This window comes from Kitasatospora sp. NPDC049285 (assembly GCF_040678815.1).
Classification (GTDB): domain Bacteria; phylum Actinomycetota; class Actinomycetes; order Streptomycetales; family Streptomycetaceae; genus Kitasatospora.
On record NZ_JBFAQR010000019.1, the window covers coordinates 78,443 to 96,112 of the forward strand.

Genomic DNA, 17,670 nt, shown 5'->3' on the forward strand with positions numbered 1-17,670 from the left:
AAACAGGCCGCCATTCGGCGTACTCGCGGGCGTGCGGGTTTGTGTTTCTGGCCGGTCGGGTACACCATGGAAGTCACGGATCGTTCGCGCGACCGTGCTAACCCGGTCCGGCTCCTCCCCCCCGAGTCGGGCCGTGGATAGACGACCCCCGCTCTCCCCCCCGGCGGGGGTCGTCGCATGTCCGGGGCCGTTTTCTAAGGCACTTGGGGTGCTCCGAGGGCGTTCCGCGGGGGCTTGACGGGGGTGTTCGGACGGTGTCCCGGCGATGTTCGCCGGGCTTTTGCGCGCCCTGGTTCGGTAACGCTGGGTAGTTGTCCGAGTGTCATATCGGCATACCCCTCGCGTCAATTCAGAAGCGCTTTGCCCCCCGTCCGAGTGATCACGGTTATCCACAAGGCCGGGTTATCCACAGCCATTGCGAACTCGGCAGACGCATTCCGCGCCGTCCCGCACCGTGGTGTCCGCGCCGCCGAACCGGCTCCTTCCGGACCGGTCCGGACCGACGCGTCGTCAACACCCGTCCGCACCACGGGGAGGCCGCCATGTCCGCGCCCGTCACCGATCCGCACGCCGCCCAGCCGCAGCCCGCAGGGCCGCTCGTGCTCACCGCCGACCCGCAGCTCGCCGAGCAGCTCAGCCGGCTGTGCGCCGCCGCCGGAGCCGAACCGCGGCTGCTCGGCGGCGCGCCGCCGCCCGCCCGGCTGTGGGAGGACGCCACGCTGGTGCTGGTCGGCGACGACCTCGCCGAGCAGTGCGCCGGACTGGCCCGCCGACCCGGCGTGCTGCTGCTCGGCCTCGACCTCGACGACGGGGAGATCTGGGTCCGCGCCGTCCAACTCGGCGCGGAGCACGTGCTCTTCCTGCCGGACGCGCAGTCCTGGCTGCTCGACCGGATCGCCGACGCCACCGAAGGGGTCGGCCCGCCCGCGCTCACCGTCGCCGTGCTCGGCGGCCGCGGCGGGGCCGGCGCCTCCACCCTCGCCTGCGCCCTCGCGGTCTGCGCCGCGCGGGCCGGACACCAGACCATGCTGATCGACGGCGACCCGCTCGGCGGCGGACTCGACGTGCTGCTCGGCGCCGAACAGGCCGCCGGCCTGCGCTGGCCCGACCTGGCCGCCTCGCGCGGCCGGATCAGCGGCACCGAGCTGGCCAAGGCGCTGCCCGATCCGCACCGGCTCAGCGCGCTCTCCTGGGACCGCTCCGACACCCTGGCGATCCCCGCCGAGGCCATGCGCAGCGTGCTGGCGGCCGCCCGCAGACGCGGCGGGCTGGTCGTCCTCGACCTGCCCAGACAGCTCGACCCGGCCGCCGCACAGGCCCTCGAACAGGCCGACACCGGACTGCTCGTGGTGCCCGCCGAACTGCGCGCGATGGCCGCCGCCGACCGGGTCGCCGCGGCGGTCCGGATGCGGCTGACCGACCTGAGAGCCGTGGTCCGGGTGCCCGGACCCTCCGGACTCACCGCCGCCGACGTCGCCCGCGGCCTGGAGCTGCGGCTGGCCGGCGAGCTGACCCCCGAACCCGGCCTCGCCCTCGACGCCGAACGCGGCAGCCCGCCCGGGCTGCGCGAGCGCGGCCCGCTGGCCCGCTTCTGCGGCCGATTCCTGACCGAAGCCATGCCGCCCGTCGTGGCGGCCTGAGAGGAGCCTCCCGATGACCGACCGTCTGCGCTCCACCGATCCCCGTGCGGTCCACCCGCGCACCGCCGATCCCCGGGCCGCTGATCTGCGCGCCACCGAGGTGCGGCCCGCCGAGACGCGACCTGCTGGGCGGGCTGCTGGGCGGGCTGCCGTGGGGCCGCACCGTCGGCTGCCCGTCCCGCGGGCCCGGGCGCTGCTCGGGGCTCCGCCCGACCTGCCGGAGGCCTCCGCGGCCGGGGAAGGGGTGACCGAACCGTTCGCGGCGCCGGCGACCGTCCCGCTGGTCCGCCGCTCGGCGGCCCGCCAACTGGCCGACGCGCCGATCGCGGACGGGACGGCCGACCTGGTCGACGCCGTCCGGATCCGGCTCGCCGAGGCCGGTGCCCAGCCCACCGCAGGGTCGGTCGCCGCCGCGCTGCGCGCCGCCCGGCCACCGCTCGGCGGGGACGACGTACTGGACGCCGTCCGCAGCCTGCGCGCCGAGATCGTCGGCGCCGGACCGCTCGACCCGCTGCTCGCCGAGCCGGGCGTCACCGACGTCCTGGTCAACGGTCCGGGCGAGGTCTGGGTGGACCGCGGGAACGGCCTGGAGCGTGCCCCGCAGGTGCGCTTCCCGACCGCCGACGCCGTCCGTCGGCTCGCCCACCGGCTGGCCACCGCCGCCGGGCGGCGGTTGGACGACGCCCGCCCCTGGGTGGACGCCCGCCTCCCCGACGGCACCCGGCTGCACGCCGTCCTCCCGCCGATCGCCGCCGACTGCACCCACATCTCGCTGCGCACCAGCCGCAGCCGACCGTTCACCCTGGCCGAACTCGTCGCCGCCGAGGCCCTGCCCTGGGCGGGGGCCGAACTGCTGGCAGCGGTGCTGCGGGCCAGGCTGTCGCTGCTGGTCTCCGGCGGCACCGGCACCGGCAAGACCACCCTGCTGGCCGCGCTGCTCGGACTCGTCCCGCCGAGCGAGCGCATCGTGCTCGCCGAGGACTCCGCCGAACTGCGCCCGGACCACCCGCACGTGGTCCGCCTGCAGTCCCGCCCGCCCAACCAGGAGTCGCTGGGCGAGCTGACGCTCCGGGACCTGGTCCGCCAGGCCCTGCGAATGCGGCCCGACCGCCTGGTGGTCGGCGAAGTCCGCGGCCCCGAGGTGGTCGACCTGCTGGCGGCCCTCAACACCGGCCACGAGGGCGGCTGCGGCACGGTGCACGCCAACACCGCCGCCGACGTCCCCGCGCGCCTGGAGGCCCTCGGCTCGCTCGCCGGGCTCGACCGCCACTCCCTGCACAGCCAGCTGCGGGCCGGGCTGGACGCGGTCGTCCACCTCACCCGCGACTCCACCGACGGCCGCCGCCGGGTCGCCGCCCTGCACCTGCTGGTCGGCGCGCGCGACGGACTGACCGCCACCCTCGCCGCCGTCACCTTCGACCGGGCCGGCCGCTGCCGACCCGGACCTGGCTGGGCCCGACTGCGCGAACTATGCGCAGAGCGGGGCGTGGTGCTCCCCGCGGACCCGGAGTCGCTCGACCCCCGGGTGGAGGCCCTCGGCGAGGGGTCGGTCGAGGCCGTCGGCGAGGGGTTCGTGGAGGCGTCCGGGGAGGCGGACGTCGGGGCGGGTTCTGGTGACGAGGCGAGCGGAGGTCCGACATGAGCCTGCGTCAGATCGAAGCGGTGTGGGTGTTCGGGCTGTGCGTGATCGGACTGCTGGCGTGGCGGTTGCTGCGGTCCGGGGCCAGGAGGATGTGATGACCGAGGTGTGGGGGCGGCCGTATGCGGTCGCCTGCGCGGTGACGCTGCTCGGCGTCGCCACCGGGCTGGGTGCGGGCCTGTTCGGCACGGCCTGGCTGGCCGTGGTGCGGCGTCGGGCACGTGGGAGCAGACGGCTGCGCCGGGTCCTGGACGGCACGGGCGGCCGCGGCACCGGCGGGATGCTGGCCCGGGTCCGGAGGCGCTGGCAGCGGCGCCGACCGAGCTGGCTGGTGCCCGAACTCCTGCTGCTCCCAGCCGGCTTCGCGGCCGGGCGGTGGACCGGGTCGGCGGTCCCGGTGCTGGGCGCCGCCTGCGCGGTGGTGCCGCTGCGCCGCTGGCGGCTGCGCCGGAGTGGTGCGCGGGACGCGAGACGGCGGGCCGCGGCGGTGATCGACCTCTGCGCCGGTCTGGCCGCAGAACTGCGCAGTGGCGCGACCCCCGAACAGGCCCTGCACGCCGTCCTGTCACGCGGCGCGCCGGACTGGCACCGGCGCCTGGGCGCGGAGCCCGCCGCCAGGCTGGCCGCCGGCCGCTACGGAGCGGACATCCCGGGAGCCTTCCGGCTGGTCGCCGAACTGCCGGGCGGGGGCGGGGCGGCAGCGATGGCGGCCTGCTGGCAGGTCAGTACGGAGAGCGGGACGGGCCTGGCCCTCGGGCTGGAACAGGTCGCCGACGCGCTTCGGGCCGAGCGGGCCCTCGGCGAGGAGATCGCCGGCGAGCTCGCCGGTCCGCGCACCACGGTGGTGGTGCTGGCCGCGCTGCCCGCCGTGGGTATGGCCCTCGGCTCGGCCCTCGGCGCCCACCCGCTCCACGTCCTCCTGCACACCCCTGCCGGCCTGCTCAGCCTGCTCGCCGGCGCCCTGCTGGAGGCCGCCGGTATCGCCTGGACGGCCAGGATCGTCCGCGGGGCGGAGGACGCGCCGACGCGACCGTCCGCCACCGGTCGAGGGGTCGGCGGCTGCGGGGTGTCCCGGGTGCGCGGTGACCCGTGGCTGGCGGCCGTGCCGGCGCTGACGCCGCAGCAGGCGGCGGTGCGGGCGGCGGCCGGGAGCCGGGTGGATTGGTGGCGATGAGCGTTCGGGCGACGGTTCGGCGGTGCCGCACGAGTCGCTGGACGCCGCGCAGGTAATCGACATTGACGATCCGTCAGATCTGGAAGGAGGCGAGATGCGAGTGATGGCGGTGGTGGTCCCGGTGGCCGCGGTCGGGCTGGTCGGCGAGGTGGTGGCTGCCGCGCGGTGGCGGGCGGTGCGGCGCAGGACCGGGCGGTGCGTGCCGGGTGTGCGACGGGTGCGCCGGAAGGGCGCGGTCGAGGCGGTGATGCGGCGCTCGCTGGGGCGGGTGACGGGCGATCGGCCGATCGCGGTGCTGCTCGGGCTCGGTGCGGGAGCGCTGGTCGGCGGCTCGGCGGGCGTGGCGGCGGGGGTGCTCGTCGGGTGGGTGGCCTGGCGGGTGCTGCCGAGGGTGCGCTCGCCGACGGAGCGGCGGCAGGCGGAGGAACGGGACTGGCTGGTCCGCCAGTTGCCGCTGACGGCGGACCTGCTGGCGGCCTGCCTCGGGTCGAGCGGTTCACCGGCCCGGGCGGCCCTGGCCGTCGCGGACAGCGTGCCGGCGCCGATGCGGGACCGGCTGTCAGGCGTGGCCGCCCGGCTCGCCCTCGGCGCGCCACCCGAGCACTGCTGGGAGCAACTGGCCGTCGAATGCCCGCCGATGGCGCCGCTCGCCCGCTGCCTGGTGCGCACCACCCTCAGCGGCGCCCCACCGGCCACTGCGCTGGCCGGCCTCGCCCACTCCCAGCGGGCGGCGGCCGCCCGGGCCGCCCACGCCAGGGTGCGCCGGGCCGGAGTCCTGGCCACCGCGCCGCTCGGACTCTGCTTCCTGCCCGCGTTCGTGCTGATCGGAGTCGTCCCGGTGGTGATGGGGCTGACCTCCACGTTCTCCCAACGCCTGTGACCAGCCCGCGCGTTGGAACCGACCCAGTTGTCCGAACCGCTTTCGAGAAAGGGATTTCCGACCATGACGATCTCCGTGCTGACCCGCCCGTTCCACCCCGCGCTCGCCGTCCGACGCCTGGGTAGCCGGTTGCGCCGCAGGTACCGGGAGGTGACGGCCGGTCAGCGGGATGCCGGGATGAGCACCGCCGAGTACGCGATCGGCACCGTGGCGGCCTGCGCCTTCGCGGCGGTGCTCTACAAGGTGGTGACCAGCGGGACGGTCTCCGGTGCGCTGTCCGAACTGCTCGATCGGGCGCTGCATGTGGTGTGACCGGTGGATCCGCCGTCGTCCGGTGGCCCGGGCCGGGCGGGTGGACGGCGGGATGGTGACGGCCGAGACGGCGGTCGGACTCCCCGCGCTGGTGCTGCTCGCGGCGATGCTGGTGTGGGGCGTGGTGGCGGCCGGTGCGCAGATCCGCTGCGTGGACGCGGCCCGGGTGGGCGCCCGGGCCGCTGCCAGGGGTGACGCCGGTGCGGCGGCGCTGGCAGCAGCCGCGGCGCCGCGCGGGGCCACCGTCTCGGTCTCGCTGGAGGCCGAGGTGGCCCGGGTGACGGTGCAGGCACCGTGCCCCGGCCCCGGGCGTCTCGGCGCCCTGCTGTCGGTGCGGCTCTCCGCGACGGCGGTGGGTGCCCGGGAGGACGTGCTCAGCGCGACCGGGGGAGTGGAGGTGTGAGGTGCGCGGACCGGTCGGGGCCCGGCGGCGCGGACCGGACGGTGGCTCGGCGACGGTCTGGCTGGTGGCGCTGATGATGTTGGGTGTCGCGGTCTTCACCGCCTGTCTGCTGCTCGGCTCGGTGGTCGCGGCCCGGCACCGGGCGGAGTCGGCGGCGGACCTCGCCGCCCTCGCTGCGGCCGACCGGCTGCTGCTGGACGCCGACGGCGGCTGCGGACGTGCGGCACGGCTGACGCAGGCTCAGGGCTCCGCCACGCTGGTGTCCTGCACGGTGTTGCCCGGTCAGGACGCCGTCGAGGTGGTCGTCCAGGTCCCGGTCCACGGCCTGCCCGTCCCCGTCGGCCCGGCCCGGGCACGCGCCCGGGCGGGTCCGATCTGGGCTTGGGGTGAAGGCGAGGTGACGGATGGTCAATTCGCCTGAGGTGATGCGCCGTCGGGTGTCTCGCCTTCGACGGTCGGCTCGCCGTCTGCGTCCGCGTTCCCGGCTGCGGTCGGCGCGGCGGCGAGCAGCACCGTCAGGAGGCGGATGGCGGCGGCCTTGTCGAGGGGGTCGTTGCCGTTGCCGCACTTCGGGGACTGGACGCAGGACGGGCAGCCGCGGTCGCACTCGCAGGCGGCGATCGCGTCGCGGGTGGCGGTCAGCCATTCGGCGGCTCGGCGGAAGCCGCGCTCGGCGAAGCCGGCGCCGCCGGAGTGGCCGTCGTAGACGAAGACGGTGGGCAGGCCGGTGTCGGGATGGAGCGGGACGGAGACACCGCCGATGTCCCAGCGGTCACAGGTGGCGAAGAGTGGGAGGAGTCCGATGGAGGCGTGCTCGGCGGCGTGGGCCGCGCCGGGGAGCTGGTCGAACGGGATGTCGGCGTCGAGGAGTTGGTCCTCGGTGACGGACCACCAGACGGCCCGGGTGCGCAGCGTGCGGGGCGGCAGGTCGAGCTTGCTCTCGCCGAGGATCTCGCCGGTGGCGATCCGCTTGCGCAGGTACCCGACGACCTGGTTGACCACCTCCACCGAACCGAAGCTGAGCCGGGCCTCGCCCCACTCCTCGGTGGTGTCGGTGGCGAGGATCGAGATGGAGGTGACGTCCCGGGCGGAGGTGGTGTACGGCGGGTTGGCGGCGGAGACCAGGGCGACCGAGGAGTCCAGGTCGAAGTCGCGGACCAGGTAGGTGCGGCCCTGGTGGAGGTGGACCGCGCCGGTGTGCACGGTGGTGTGGGCGGCCTCGGCGTCCACGGTGCCGAGCAGTCGCCCGGTGTCCGCCTCGACGATCTGCACGGGGCTGCCGCCGCTGCCGCGCAGGTCGACGCCGTCCACGGCGCGTTCCCGGCGGGTCCAGTACCAGGAGCCGTCCGGTCGGCGGCGCAGCAGTCCGCGCCGCTCCAGCACCGGGAGCAGCGGCGCGGCGGACGGGCCGAACAGCTCCAGGTCGGAGTCGGTGAGCGGGAGTTCGGCCGCGGCGGCGCACAGGTGCGGGGCGAGCACGTGCGGGTTGTCGGGGTCCAGGACGGTGGCCTCGACCGGGGTGGCGAACAGCGCGTCGGGATGGTGGACGAGGTACGTGTCCAGCGGGTCGTCGCGGGCGATCAGGACGGCGAGCGCGCCCTGGCCCTCGCGTCCGGCGCGTCCGGCCTGCTGCCAGAGCGAGGCCCGGGTGCCGGGGTAGCCGGCCAGCAGGACGGCGTCCAGGCCGGAGACGTCGACGCCGAGTTCCAGGGCGGAGGTGGAGGCGACACCGAGCAGCCGGCCGGTCTGCAGGTCGCGTTCGAGGGCGCGGCGCTCCTCGGCCAGGTAGCCGCCGCGGTAGGCGGCGACCCGGGCGGCCAGCGGCTGGCCGAGTTGCTCCTGGGCCTGCAGGGCGACCAGTTCGGCGGCCCGCCGCGAGCGGACGAAGACCACGGTGCGGGTGCCGCCGTGCACCAGGTCGGTGAGCAGGTAGCCGGCCTCGGCGGTGGCGGTGCGGCGGACCGGCGCGCCGTGTTCGCCGACGTTCTCGGTCAACGGTGGCTCCCACAGCGCGAAGACCAGCGGGCCGCGCGGCGAGGAGTCCTCGGTGACCGCGTCCGCGGGCAGGCCGGTGAGCCGGTGCGCGGTGACGGCCGGTTCCGCGGTGGTGGCCGAGGCCAGCACGAAGGTCGGCGACGCGCCGTAGCGGGCGCACAGCCGCCGCAGCCGGCGCAGCACCTGGGCGACGTGCGAGCCGAACACCCCGCGGTAGGTGTGGCACTCGTCGATCACCACGTACGTCAGCGCCTTGAGGAAGGAGGCCCAGCGCGGATGGGCGGGGAGTATGCCGCGGTGCAGCATGTCCGGGTTGGTCAGCACGTACGAGGCGTACTGGCGGACCCACTCGCGTTCCTCGGGCGGGGTGTCGCCGTCGTAGAGCGCCACCCGGACCCGGTCGGGGACGAGTTCGGCGGCGCGCCGGCGCTGGTCGGCGGCGAGCGCCTTGGTCGGGGCGAGGTACAGCGCGGTCGCGCCACGCCCGTTGCGGGCCTCGGTTCCGGTCAGGAGTTCGCTCAGCACCGGGGCCAGATAGCCGAGCGACTTGCCCGAGGCGGTGCCGGTGGCGATCACCGTGGTCCGCCCCGCGGCGGCCAGGTCCATCGCCTCGGCCTGGTGCGCCCAGGGCAGCACCACGCCGAGCTTGGACGCCGCCGCCACCACCTCCTGGCGGATTCCTTCAGGCCAGGGGGCATAGCGGGCCTCACGCGCGGGCAAGTGCTCCGTATGGGTGAGGCGGTCCAACCGGCCGCGCTCGGTGGAAAGGGTCGCGAGCAGGGCCTCGGGCTGGTGTTGACGGGGCGGCATGAAGACCCAGTGTGTCACCGGCGTGACGGAGAATCGCTGTTAACCATCGTGCGGCCATGGTCGCAGGTGGTTGAATGAGCGCGTGACGGCCGCACGGCCGAGGGCCCCGACGCTGAGGCTCCGACCTGCCGGTTTGCCGCGCCCTGGCCCTGCGACCATGCGGTGGCAGCCGCCGGGCTGATGATCGCAATGACGTAGCAAGGCAAGGTGCTGGAGGTTCCGTGGACCTGTCCCTGTCGACCCGTACTGTCGGCGATCGCACGGTCGTCGAGGTTGGCGGCGAGATCGATGTGTACACCGCCCCCAAGCTGCGCGAGCAGCTGGTCGAGCTCGTCAACGACGGCAACTACCACCTGGTCGTTGACATGGAGGGCGTCGACTTCCTCGACTCCACCGGGCTGGGCGTGCTGGTCGGCGGCTTGAAGCGGGTGCGTGCCCACGAGGGTTCGCTGCGCCTGGTCTGCAACCAGGAGCGCATCCTCAAGATCTTCCGCATCACCGGCCTCACCAAGGTGTTCCCGATCCACAACTCGGTGGACGAGGCCGTCGCGGCGACCGACTGACGTCGTCCGATCCGACGTCGGTCCGACCGGTTCGGCCGGACTGACGTCGTCGTACCGAACCGCCTTTCTCGATCGACCGGCTGCCGGTCGGCTCGGCCCCGTGCCCGCCGTCCGGTGGATCGGTGTTCCCGCCTCCGCCGTCCGGAGCGTGTCTCCGGTGGTGGGGAGCAACCCCGGAGGGGAGACATGGCAACCGTCGAACTTCGATTCAGCGCGCTTCCCGAGCACGTGCGCACCGCCCGGCTGGTGGCCGCCGCGGTGGCCAGAAGGGCCGGGGTGGACGAGTCGGTGCTCGACGAGGTCCGGCTCGCGGTGGGCGAGGCGTGCTCCCGCGCGGTGGCGCTGCACCAGCGCAACGCCGTGGACGGAGCGGTCCGGGTCGCGCTGATCGAGCAGGAGAAGCGTTTTCTCATCGAGGTCGAGGACGAGGCCGGCCCGGCGCACCCCGGCGGAGCGGCCGCGGGCGGCGACCCGGAGGACGAGGACGCGCTCGGCCTGGCGGTGATCACCGGCCTGGTGGAGGACGTCGAGGTGGGCAACGGCAACGAGGGTGGCGTGATCCGCATGAGCTGGCCCGTCACTCCCGCCTCGGTCGCGGTCTGACACCACCGTCCGTCGCCCATTGACAGATTGTTGAAGTTCCGGGTTCCCTGCTCTCCGGCGCGACCGGTTGGAATCGAGTAGGGACGGAACTTCCCATGCGGATACGCATCCTGTGGCCCGCCGGCCAGGCCACCGCCGAACTGCGCGCGACCCCGACCGCCGAGGCGCTCTGGGCCGCGCTGCCGATCTCCTCGCAGGCCAGTACCTGGGGCGAGGAGGTGTACTTCGGCACGCCGGTGAGCGTGCCGCGCGAGGCCGACGCCCGGCAGGTGGTGGAGCCCGGGACGGTCGCCTTCTGGACCGACGGGGACAGCCTGGCGCTGCCGTACGGCGAGACGCCGATCTCCCGGGCCGGGGAGTGCCGGCTGGCGAGCCCGTGCAACCTGCTGGGCCGCCTCGACCAGGACCCGCAGGTGCTGCGGACGGTGCGTCCGGGCGACGCGATCCGGGTCGAGCGGGTGGTCGAGCGGGCCGTCGACCGGGTCTGAGGGAGCCCGCGCCGAGTCGTTGCTGAGCTGCGCGGATGGTGCCGGGTCCGGGCTTCGGGTTCGGCGCGTCCGGGCGGGCGTGTAGGTTCGCTGGTCGGCGCCCGGTACCGGGTGTCAGCGACCGAAAGGGCCCCGATGAAGAAGCGACTCGTGACCGTCTCCGCGCTCGGCGCGCTGCTCGCGCTCGCCGCAGTCGGCTGCTCCGCCGACGACTCGGCGAAGCTCGACGGCTGGGCGAAGAACGTCTGCGACGCCGTCCGGGACCCGATCGCGCAGTCCCGGGCGGCGCTCGCGGACACCGGCAACGTCAAGGACGGCGAGGCCCCGGCGGAGCTGCAGAAGCGGCTGTCGGCGGACCTCGCCGCGCTCGCCACCACCAACCAGCAGCTGGCCGACGCGGTGCAGAAGGCCGGCGCGCCGAAGATCGACAACGGTCCGAAGGTCTCCCAGGACGCCGTCAACGAGCTGAAGCAGGTGGCCAAGGGCTACCAGGACGCGCAGAAGAAGCTGGACGGGCTGTCCAGCGCGGACCAGGCCAAGTTCGCGGACGGGCTGCGCAGCGTCGGCGACCAGGTGCAGCAGCTCGCCCAGGTGTCGACGGGCGCGATGGCGATCCTGCAGAGCGGCGACCTCGGCGATGCGATCAAGAAGCAGCCCGGCTGCAAGGCGTCCGGCCCCGCCGCGGCGCCCTCGGCCGGTGCCTCCGCCGGCGCCTCCGCGGGGGGTGACGCGGCCCCGTCGGCCCCCGCGTCCGGCGCGCCGTCGGCTCCCGCGTCCGGTGCTCCGGCATCCACGCCCGCCGCCGGTTCGCCCGCCGCCGGTTCGCCCTCGCCCAAGAAGAGCTGACGCGAGAACGGACGCGAGAGCCGACGTCAGGGCGCTTGCGCGGGCCTGGGGAGCGTCGGACCGGGCCCTGACGGCCCGTCGGCTCGCCGGGTGGCGGCGCTGCGTCGAGGCGGGCCCGCCGGGCGGGGGAGAATGGCGGGGTGACGAGTAGCCCCGTTCTTGATTCTGGCCGGATGGTGGAGCTGCGGGAGGCGCTGCTCAAGGCGTCCTTCACCGCGGACGGCTGCCTGGACCTGCTCGGGCCGACGGCGTACGCCGCCCTGGCGCGCAGCGAGGCGGTCCCGGCGCTGCGGGCGACCCGTGGCGGGTCGCCGTTGGAGACGCTGGTGCGGCTGTTCCTGCTGCAGCAGCCGGTGCCGCGAGCGGCCGCCGCGGCGGCGCTGCCGATCGAGGGGCTGCTGGCGGACGGCTGGCTGCAGCCGGACGGCGAGCAGGTGCGCGCCACCGTGGACGTGCGGCCGTACGCCGACGAGGTGGCGGGCCAGCCCAGCGCGGACGCCTGGGTGGTGTCGGACCTGGGCTGCGCGGTCGGCGGGGCCGGCGGGATCGGCTCCGGGCAGACCGCGGCCGGGGTCGCCCGGCGCGACCTGGTGCTCGGGGTGGGCGGCGCGTCCACCACGCTCGCCAACCTGACGGTGCGTCGGCCGGTGCGCGAGGTGCTGGACCTGGGCTCCGGTTCCGGGGTGCAGTCGCTGCACGCGGCCCGGCACGCCCAGCGGGTGACCGCCACCGACCTCAACCCGCGCGCCCTGCACTTCACCCGGCTGACCGCGGCGCTCTCCGGCTTCGACAACGTGGCCACCGCCGAGGGCAGCCTGTACGAGCCGATCGGCGACCGCCGGTTCGACCTGATCGTCTCCAACCCGCCGTTCGTGATCTCCCCGGCGGGCCGGTTCACCTACCGGGACGGCGGGATGGCCGGGGACGAGCTGTGCCGCAGCGTGGTCCGCGGCGCCGCCGCGCACCTGGAACCCGGCGGCTACTGCCAGCTGCTGGCGAACTGGCAGCACGTCAAGGGCGAGGACTGGCACGAGCGGCTGACCGGCTGGGTGGCCGGCACCGGGCTGGACGCCTGGGTGGTGCAGCGCGAGGTGCAGGACGTCGCGCAGTACGCCGAGCTGTGGCTGCGGGACGGCGGCGACCACCTGGGCGAGGACTACCTGGCCCGGTACGAGCAGTGGCTGGACGGCTTCGAGGAGGCCGGGGTGGAGGGCATCGGCTTCGGCTGGATCACCCTGCGGGCGTCCGGCGCGACCGACCCCGTGGTGCGGATCGAGGACTGGCCGCACCCCGTGGAGCAGCCGCTCGGCCCGCACATCGACGAGTGGTTCGCCCGGCAGGACTTCCTGCGCAGCCGGGACGACGCGGACCTGCTGGCCGCCCGCTTCCTGCTCGCCGACGAGGTGGTCCAGGAGCAGGTCGGCGAGCCCGGCTCGGAGGACCCGGAACACGTGATCCTCCGTCACAACCGGGGCATGCGACGGGCCACCAAGGTGGACACCGTCGGCGCGGGCTTCGTCGGCGTCTGCGACGGCACCCTCGCGGCGGGCGAGATCGTCGACGCGATCGCCCAACTGCTCGGTGAGGACCGGGTGGCGCTGCGCGACCGGGTTCCGGAGTCGCTGCGGCTGCTCACCGAGCAGGGCTTCATCGAGCCGGTGCGCTGAACGCACCGACAGGTCACGGGTGGTAGAGCTCGGTGATCGCGGTGATCTTGCCGGAGGCGTCGGTGGTGATGTCGTACATCCCGCCGAAGCAGGAGTACGGCGCGGCGGGCTCGTGGTGCGCCGCGCAGTCGTTGACGTGCTGGACCAGCGCGGCGACGGAGACCGGGCCGGTGCCCACCGCCCCCGAGACGGTGACCAGTTGGGCGGTCGCACCGGAGGCGAACGAGTAGCTGGAAGCGGCGCCGGTCGCCTGGTAGTAGCCGTCGTTGTCGATGTCCGGGCCGCAGATGAACGTGGTCGCGGTGGCGGTCAGCTTGTCGGCCGTTCCGGCGGTGACGTTGATCACGCGGTGACCGGGCCGCTGGGCCGCGGTGGTGCAGTTCGCCGGCGCGGCACCGGTGTGGCTCGCGGAGGGCTTCGCAGCGGACGGCTTGGCGCTGGTGCTCGCGGTCGGCTTGACGGACGCGGTGGGGGCGGTCGAGGGGGTGGCGCCCGCGGTGGCACTCGCGGTGGCCGAGGCGGTGGCGCCCGGCGCGGCGGGGGCGTCGGAGGGGTCGCAGGCGGTCAGCGTGGCGACGGCGGCGGTCAGCAGGGCGGCGGTGCCGAGCAGGCGACGGGTGTTCATGGCGGTTACCTCTCGTGGGGGCGGTGCCGGTGGTGTCCTTCGGTGGTGGACACGTGCGCACCCCGCCCCGCGGTTTGGTCGGTTTCCCGGCTGTGACGCGGGTTGCCGGACCGTGACGCTCGCGCCCGGACGGTGACATGCCGTCAGGACCCGTCCCCGTCGCGTTCACTGCGAGGTCGCCGTCGGGTCGCCCCCCGTATGCCGGAAGTCCACCGCGGGTTGTCCACCGGATGCCAGGCTGGTCGTCCACAGGCTGTGGACAGCGCGGGGGAGGGCCGGGTGGAGACGCCGACGACGCTGGTGGGCGGGGCGGTCCTGACGATCTTCGGGAGCGCACTGCTGCTGTGGTGCGCCGTGGAACTGCGACTTCGCCACCGGCTGCGTAGGCACGGGGTGGCCGCCACCGCACAGGTGGTGGCCGACCGGGAGCCCGCGGAGGCCCTCGACGGCAGCCCGCTGCTCTCCTACCTGACCGACCCGCACTCCGCCGACCCGCCCGGCGGCCGGCTCGCCGCGGTGCACGAGCTGCGCCCCGCCGGCGCGTTCGCCGAGGACGGCCGGCTGGTGCTGGCCCGCCCGCGCGGACACACCCCGTTGCGCCGTCCGCCGCGGCTGGTGCCGGGCGCCGCCGTCCAGGTCGCCTACGACCCGCGGCGCCCGGACCGGGTGGTGCTGGCCGCCCACCAGGACCTGTCGACCCTGCCCGCCGACCTGTTCTGGGCGGTGCTCGGCAGCTCGGCGCTGGCCGGCGGGCTGACCCTGTTCGCCGTCGCGTTCCGCTGACGAAACGACCCCGCCGCGCTGCTCCGGCCTTCTCCGCACGTGCCGACCCGGCCTGCCCGGGGTCCGGTTCCGGCCGTCCCCCACACCCGCCGCACCGCCCGCCGCCCTGGCCCGCTTGCCGGGGAAAGACATGCCCGAACGCGTCTCATCGGGTTACCGTTCGAGTGGCGTCGGTCGGCCTTGCCGGTGAAAAAGCGGTATCCGTCCGTTTGACAAGGGTGGCCAGGGTACGGTCACACTCCGCTGGTGGGGCCGTCGCGCTGCGGCAGCCCAAGGGCTTAGGTAAACGGCCAGAGCTCAGGTAAACGACCGGGAGAGAAGAGCGAAGGTGTCCCCGAGCAGCGAGACCGCCCACGGCAAGCGACTCGTCATCGTCGAGTCGCCGGCCAAGGCCAAGACGATCAAGGGCTACCTCGGGCCCGGCTACATCGTCGAGGCCAGCGTCGGTCACATCCGCGACCTGCCCGGCACGGCCGCCGAGGTCCCGGACGAGTACACCGGCGAGGTGCGCCGCCTCGGAGTCGACGTGGACCACGACTTCGCTCCCATCTACGTGGTCAACCCGGACAAGAAGTCCCAGGTCACGAAGCTGAAGTCGCTGCTCAAGGAGTCCGACGAGCTCTACCTCGCCACCGATGAGGACCGCGAGGGCGAGGCCATCGCGTGGCACCTGCAGGAAGTGCTGAAGCCCAAGGTGCCGGTGCACCGGATGGTCTTCCACGAGATCACCAAGGACGCGATCCAGGAGGCCGTGCGCAACCCGCGCGACCTCAACCAGCGCCTGGTCGACGCGCAGGAGACCCGCCGCATCCTGGACCGCCTCTACGGCTACGAGGTCTCCCCGGTGCTGTGGAAGAAGGTCATGCCGAAGCTTTCGGCGGGCCGCGTCCAGTCGGTGGCCACCCGCCTGGTGGTCGAGCGCGAGCGCGAGCGGATGGCCTTCACCTCCGCCTCGTACTGGGACCTGGTCGCCACCTTCGGCACCGGCCGCACGGCCGCCGACGCGGCGAGCCCGGAGACCTTCGGCGCCCGCCTGATCACCGTCGACGGCAAGCGCGTCGCCACCGGCCGCGACTTCGGCTCCGACGGGCAGCTCAAGAACGCCGCGAACACCCTGCAGCTCGACGAGCAGGCCGCCCGCACGCTCGCCGCCGCGCTGGAGCAGTCCGCGTTCAGCGTCCGCAGCGTCGAGTCCAAGCCGTACCGCCGCTCCCCGTACGCGCCGTTCCGCACCACCACGCTGCAGCAGGAGGCCAGCCGCAAGCTGGGCTTCGGTGCCAAGCGGACCATGCAGGTGGCGCAGAAGCTGTACGAGAACGGCTTCATCACCTACATGCGTACCGACTCCACCACGCTGTCGGACACCGCGATCAACGCCGCCCGCGCCCAGGTCACCCAGCTGTACGGGGCCGACTACCTGCCGGACGCGCCGCGCACCTACGCGTCCAAGGTGAAGAACGCGCAGGAGGCGCACGAGGCGATCCGCCCGTCCGGCGACCGGTTCCGCACGCCCGCCGAGACCAGCCTCTCCGGCGACGACTTCCGGCTGTACGAGCTGATCTGGATGCGCACCGTCGCCTCGCAGATGAAGGACGCGGTCGGTCAGTCCGTCACCGTCAAGGTCGGCGGGCGCTCCGCGGACGGCCGGGACGCCGAGTTCTCCGCCTCCGGCAAGATCATCACCTTCCACGGCTTCCTGAAGGCCTACGTGGAGGGCGCCGACGACCCCAACGCCGAGCTGGACGACCGCGAGCGCCGGCTGCCCCAGGTCACCGAGGGCGACCCGCTGGCGGCCGAGCGGATCACCCCCGAGGGCCACGCCACCAAGCCGCCGGCCCGCTACACCGAGGCGTCGCTGGTCAAGGAGCTGGAGGACCGGGAGATCGGCCGCCCGTCCACCTACGCCTCGATCATCGACACGATCATCAACCGGAAGTACGTCTTCAAGAAGGGCACCGCCCTGGTGCCGTCCTTCCTGTCCTTCGCCGTGGTCAACCTGCTGGAGAAGCACTTCGGCCGGCTCGTCGACTACGACTTCACGGCGCGGATGGAGGACGACCTCGACCGGATCGCGGCCGGCCAGGCCGAGTCCGTGCCGTGGCTGAAGCGCTTCTACTTCGGTGAGGGCGACGGCGCCGGTACCGCCGCCGAGGCCGGCAACGGCGACGGCGACCACCTCGGCGGACTGAAGGAGCTGGTCACCGACCTCGGCGCGATCGACGCCCGGGAGATCAGCTCCTTCCCGATCGGCGAGGGCCTGGTGCTCCGGGTCGGCCGCTACGGCCCGTACGTGGAGCGCCCCTCCACGGTCGAGGGCGAGCCCGGCCAGCGCGCCGACATCCCCGACGAGCTGCCGCCGGACGAGCTCACCGTCGACCTCGCCGAGGAACTGCTGGCCAAGCCCAGCGGCGAGCGCAGCCTCGGCACCGACCCGGTGAGCGGCAACCCGCTGGTCGCCAAGGACGGCCGGTACGGCCCGTACGTCACCGAGGTGCTGCCCGAGGGCACCCCGAAGACCGGCAAGAACGCCGTCAAGCCGCGCACCGCCTCGCTGTTCAAGACCATGGACCTGGACTCCGTCACGCTCGAGGACGCGCTGCGGCTGCTGTCGCTGCCCCGGGTGGTCGGCGCCGACGCCGAGGGCAACGAGATCACCGCGCAGAACGGCCGCTACGGCCCGTACCTCAAGCGCGGCACCGACTCCCGCTCGCTGACCAGCGAGGACCAGCTGCTCAGCATCACGCTGGAGGAGGCGCTGGCGATCTACGCCCAGCCCAAGCAGCGCGGGCGGGCCGCGGCCGCCGCGCCGCTCAAGGAACTCGGCAACGACCCGGTCAGCGAGAAGCCGGTGGTGGTCAAGGACGGCCGGTTCGGTCCCTACGTCACCGACGGGGAGACCAACGCGACGCTCCGCAAGGACGACGAGGTCGAGACCATCACCCCCGAGCGGGCCTTCGAGCTGCTCGCCGAGAAGCGGGCCCGCGGACCGGTGAAGAAGACCGCCAAGAAGGCCCCGGCGAAGAAGGCCCCCGCCAAGAAGGCCACCACCGCGACCAAGACGGCGGCGAAGAAGACCGCGGCCAAGAAGACCACGGCGGCCACCAAGAAGACCGCGGCGGCGAAGAAGACCACCGCCGCGAAGAAGACCACGGCCGCCAAGGGCTCCGAGGAGAGCTGACGGACACTCCGTAACGGGCCTGTTCGAATCCGGGCGGGCCCGTTAATCTCCGTGCCCGGCACTC

Annotated in this window: 16 protein-coding genes; 14 read left to right on the forward strand and 2 right to left on the reverse strand. The window is 74.3% G+C overall.

Annotation, left to right across the window (positions count from 1 at the left end; genetic code table 11):
- Positions 1-542 precede the first annotated feature (542 nt).
- From ssd to AB0K51_RS15385, 7 genes are all read left to right on the forward strand, one after another.
- Entirely contained in the window at positions 543-1,640 is a 1,098-nt protein-coding gene (ssd, locus tag AB0K51_RS15355) for a septum site-determining protein Ssd (RefSeq protein WP_363454584.1), read from the forward strand.
- A 322-nt stretch (positions 1,641-1,962) separates the two neighbouring features.
- Positions 1,963-3,282, forward strand: coding sequence for a TadA family conjugal transfer-associated ATPase (locus AB0K51_RS15360; protein WP_363454657.1), 1,320 nt, complete (start codon positions 1,963-1,965; stop codon positions 3,280-3,282).
- A 94-nt stretch (positions 3,283-3,376) separates the two neighbouring features.
- Positions 3,377-4,453, forward strand: coding sequence for a type II secretion system F family protein (locus AB0K51_RS15365; protein ID WP_363454586.1), 1,077 nt, complete (start codon positions 3,377-3,379; stop codon positions 4,451-4,453).
- A 94-nt stretch (positions 4,454-4,547) separates the two neighbouring features.
- A complete protein-coding gene (locus AB0K51_RS15370; protein ID WP_363454588.1) occupies positions 4,548-5,333 on the forward strand; it encodes a type II secretion system F family protein in 786 nt (261 codons plus the stop codon).
- A gap of 63 nt (positions 5,334-5,396) precedes the next feature.
- Entirely contained in the window at positions 5,397-5,645 is a 249-nt protein-coding gene (locus AB0K51_RS15375; RefSeq protein WP_363454590.1) for a DUF4244 domain-containing protein, read from the forward strand.
- Entirely contained in the window at positions 5,635-6,048 is a 414-nt protein-coding gene (locus tag AB0K51_RS15380) for a TadE family type IV pilus minor pilin (protein WP_363454592.1), read from the forward strand. The genes AB0K51_RS15375 and AB0K51_RS15380 overlap by 11 nt, the downstream gene beginning before the upstream one ends.
- A 1-nt stretch (position 6,049) precedes the next feature.
- Positions 6,050-6,469 (forward strand): Rv3654c family TadE-like protein, encoded by a 420-nt coding sequence (locus tag AB0K51_RS15385; protein ID WP_363454594.1) that lies wholly within the window; start codon positions 6,050-6,052, stop codon positions 6,467-6,469.
- On the opposite strand, the gene AB0K51_RS15390 is transcribed toward AB0K51_RS15385, so the two are convergent.
- Complete coding sequence (locus tag AB0K51_RS15390; RefSeq protein WP_363454596.1) at positions 6,457-8,853, reverse strand: DEAD/DEAH box helicase; 2,397 nt, start codon at positions 8,851-8,853, stop codon at positions 6,457-6,459. The two genes, AB0K51_RS15385 and AB0K51_RS15390, sit on opposite strands and share 13 nt — an antisense overlap.
- Before the next feature lie 221 nt (positions 8,854-9,074).
- Here AB0K51_RS15390 and bldG point away from each other — a divergent pair, with 221 nt between their 5' ends.
- The 5 genes from bldG to AB0K51_RS15415 all read left to right on the forward strand — a co-directional run bounded on the left by bldG (position 9,075) and on the right by AB0K51_RS15415 (position 13,020).
- A complete protein-coding gene (bldG, locus tag AB0K51_RS15395; protein WP_014136695.1) occupies positions 9,075-9,416 on the forward strand; it encodes an anti-sigma factor antagonist BldG in 342 nt (113 codons plus the stop codon).
- A 186-nt stretch (positions 9,417-9,602) separates the two neighbouring features.
- A complete protein-coding gene (locus AB0K51_RS15400) occupies positions 9,603-10,019 on the forward strand; it encodes an ATP-binding protein (protein WP_363454599.1) in 417 nt (138 codons plus the stop codon).
- 95 nt (positions 10,020-10,114) lie between these two features.
- The gene (locus AB0K51_RS15405) at positions 10,115-10,507 is read left to right on the forward strand and encodes a cyclophilin-like fold protein (protein ID WP_363454601.1); all 393 of its coding nucleotides are present in this window, start codon (positions 10,115-10,117) and stop codon (positions 10,505-10,507) included.
- A 135-nt stretch (positions 10,508-10,642) separates the two neighbouring features.
- Positions 10,643-11,353, forward strand: coding sequence for a small secreted protein (locus tag AB0K51_RS15410; protein WP_363454603.1), 711 nt, complete (start codon positions 10,643-10,645; stop codon positions 11,351-11,353).
- Between the two features lie 173 nt (positions 11,354-11,526).
- Complete coding sequence (locus AB0K51_RS15415) at positions 11,527-13,020, forward strand: methyltransferase (protein WP_363454605.1); 1,494 nt, start codon at positions 11,527-11,529, stop codon at positions 13,018-13,020.
- A 13-nt stretch (positions 13,021-13,033) separates the two neighbouring features.
- Here AB0K51_RS15415 and AB0K51_RS15420 read toward each other — a convergent pair whose 3' ends face one another.
- A complete protein-coding gene (locus AB0K51_RS15420; protein ID WP_363454607.1) occupies positions 13,034-13,645 on the reverse strand; it encodes a hypothetical protein in 612 nt (203 codons plus the stop codon).
- 279 nt (positions 13,646-13,924) lie between these two features.
- On the opposite strand from AB0K51_RS15420, the gene AB0K51_RS15425 reads away from it, so the two are divergent.
- Together AB0K51_RS15425 and topA are read left to right on the forward strand one after the other, a co-directional pair.
- Positions 13,925-14,428 carry a DUF3592 domain-containing protein gene (locus AB0K51_RS15425; protein ID WP_363454609.1) on the forward strand — a complete coding sequence of 168 codons (504 nt, stop codon included), beginning with the start codon at positions 13,925-13,927 and terminating at the stop codon, positions 14,426-14,428.
- A 328-nt stretch (positions 14,429-14,756) separates the two neighbouring features.
- A complete protein-coding gene (topA, locus tag AB0K51_RS15430) occupies positions 14,757-17,606 on the forward strand; it encodes a type I DNA topoisomerase (protein ID WP_363454611.1) in 2,850 nt (949 codons plus the stop codon).
- The last annotated feature ends 64 nt before the right edge of the window (positions 17,607-17,670 follow it).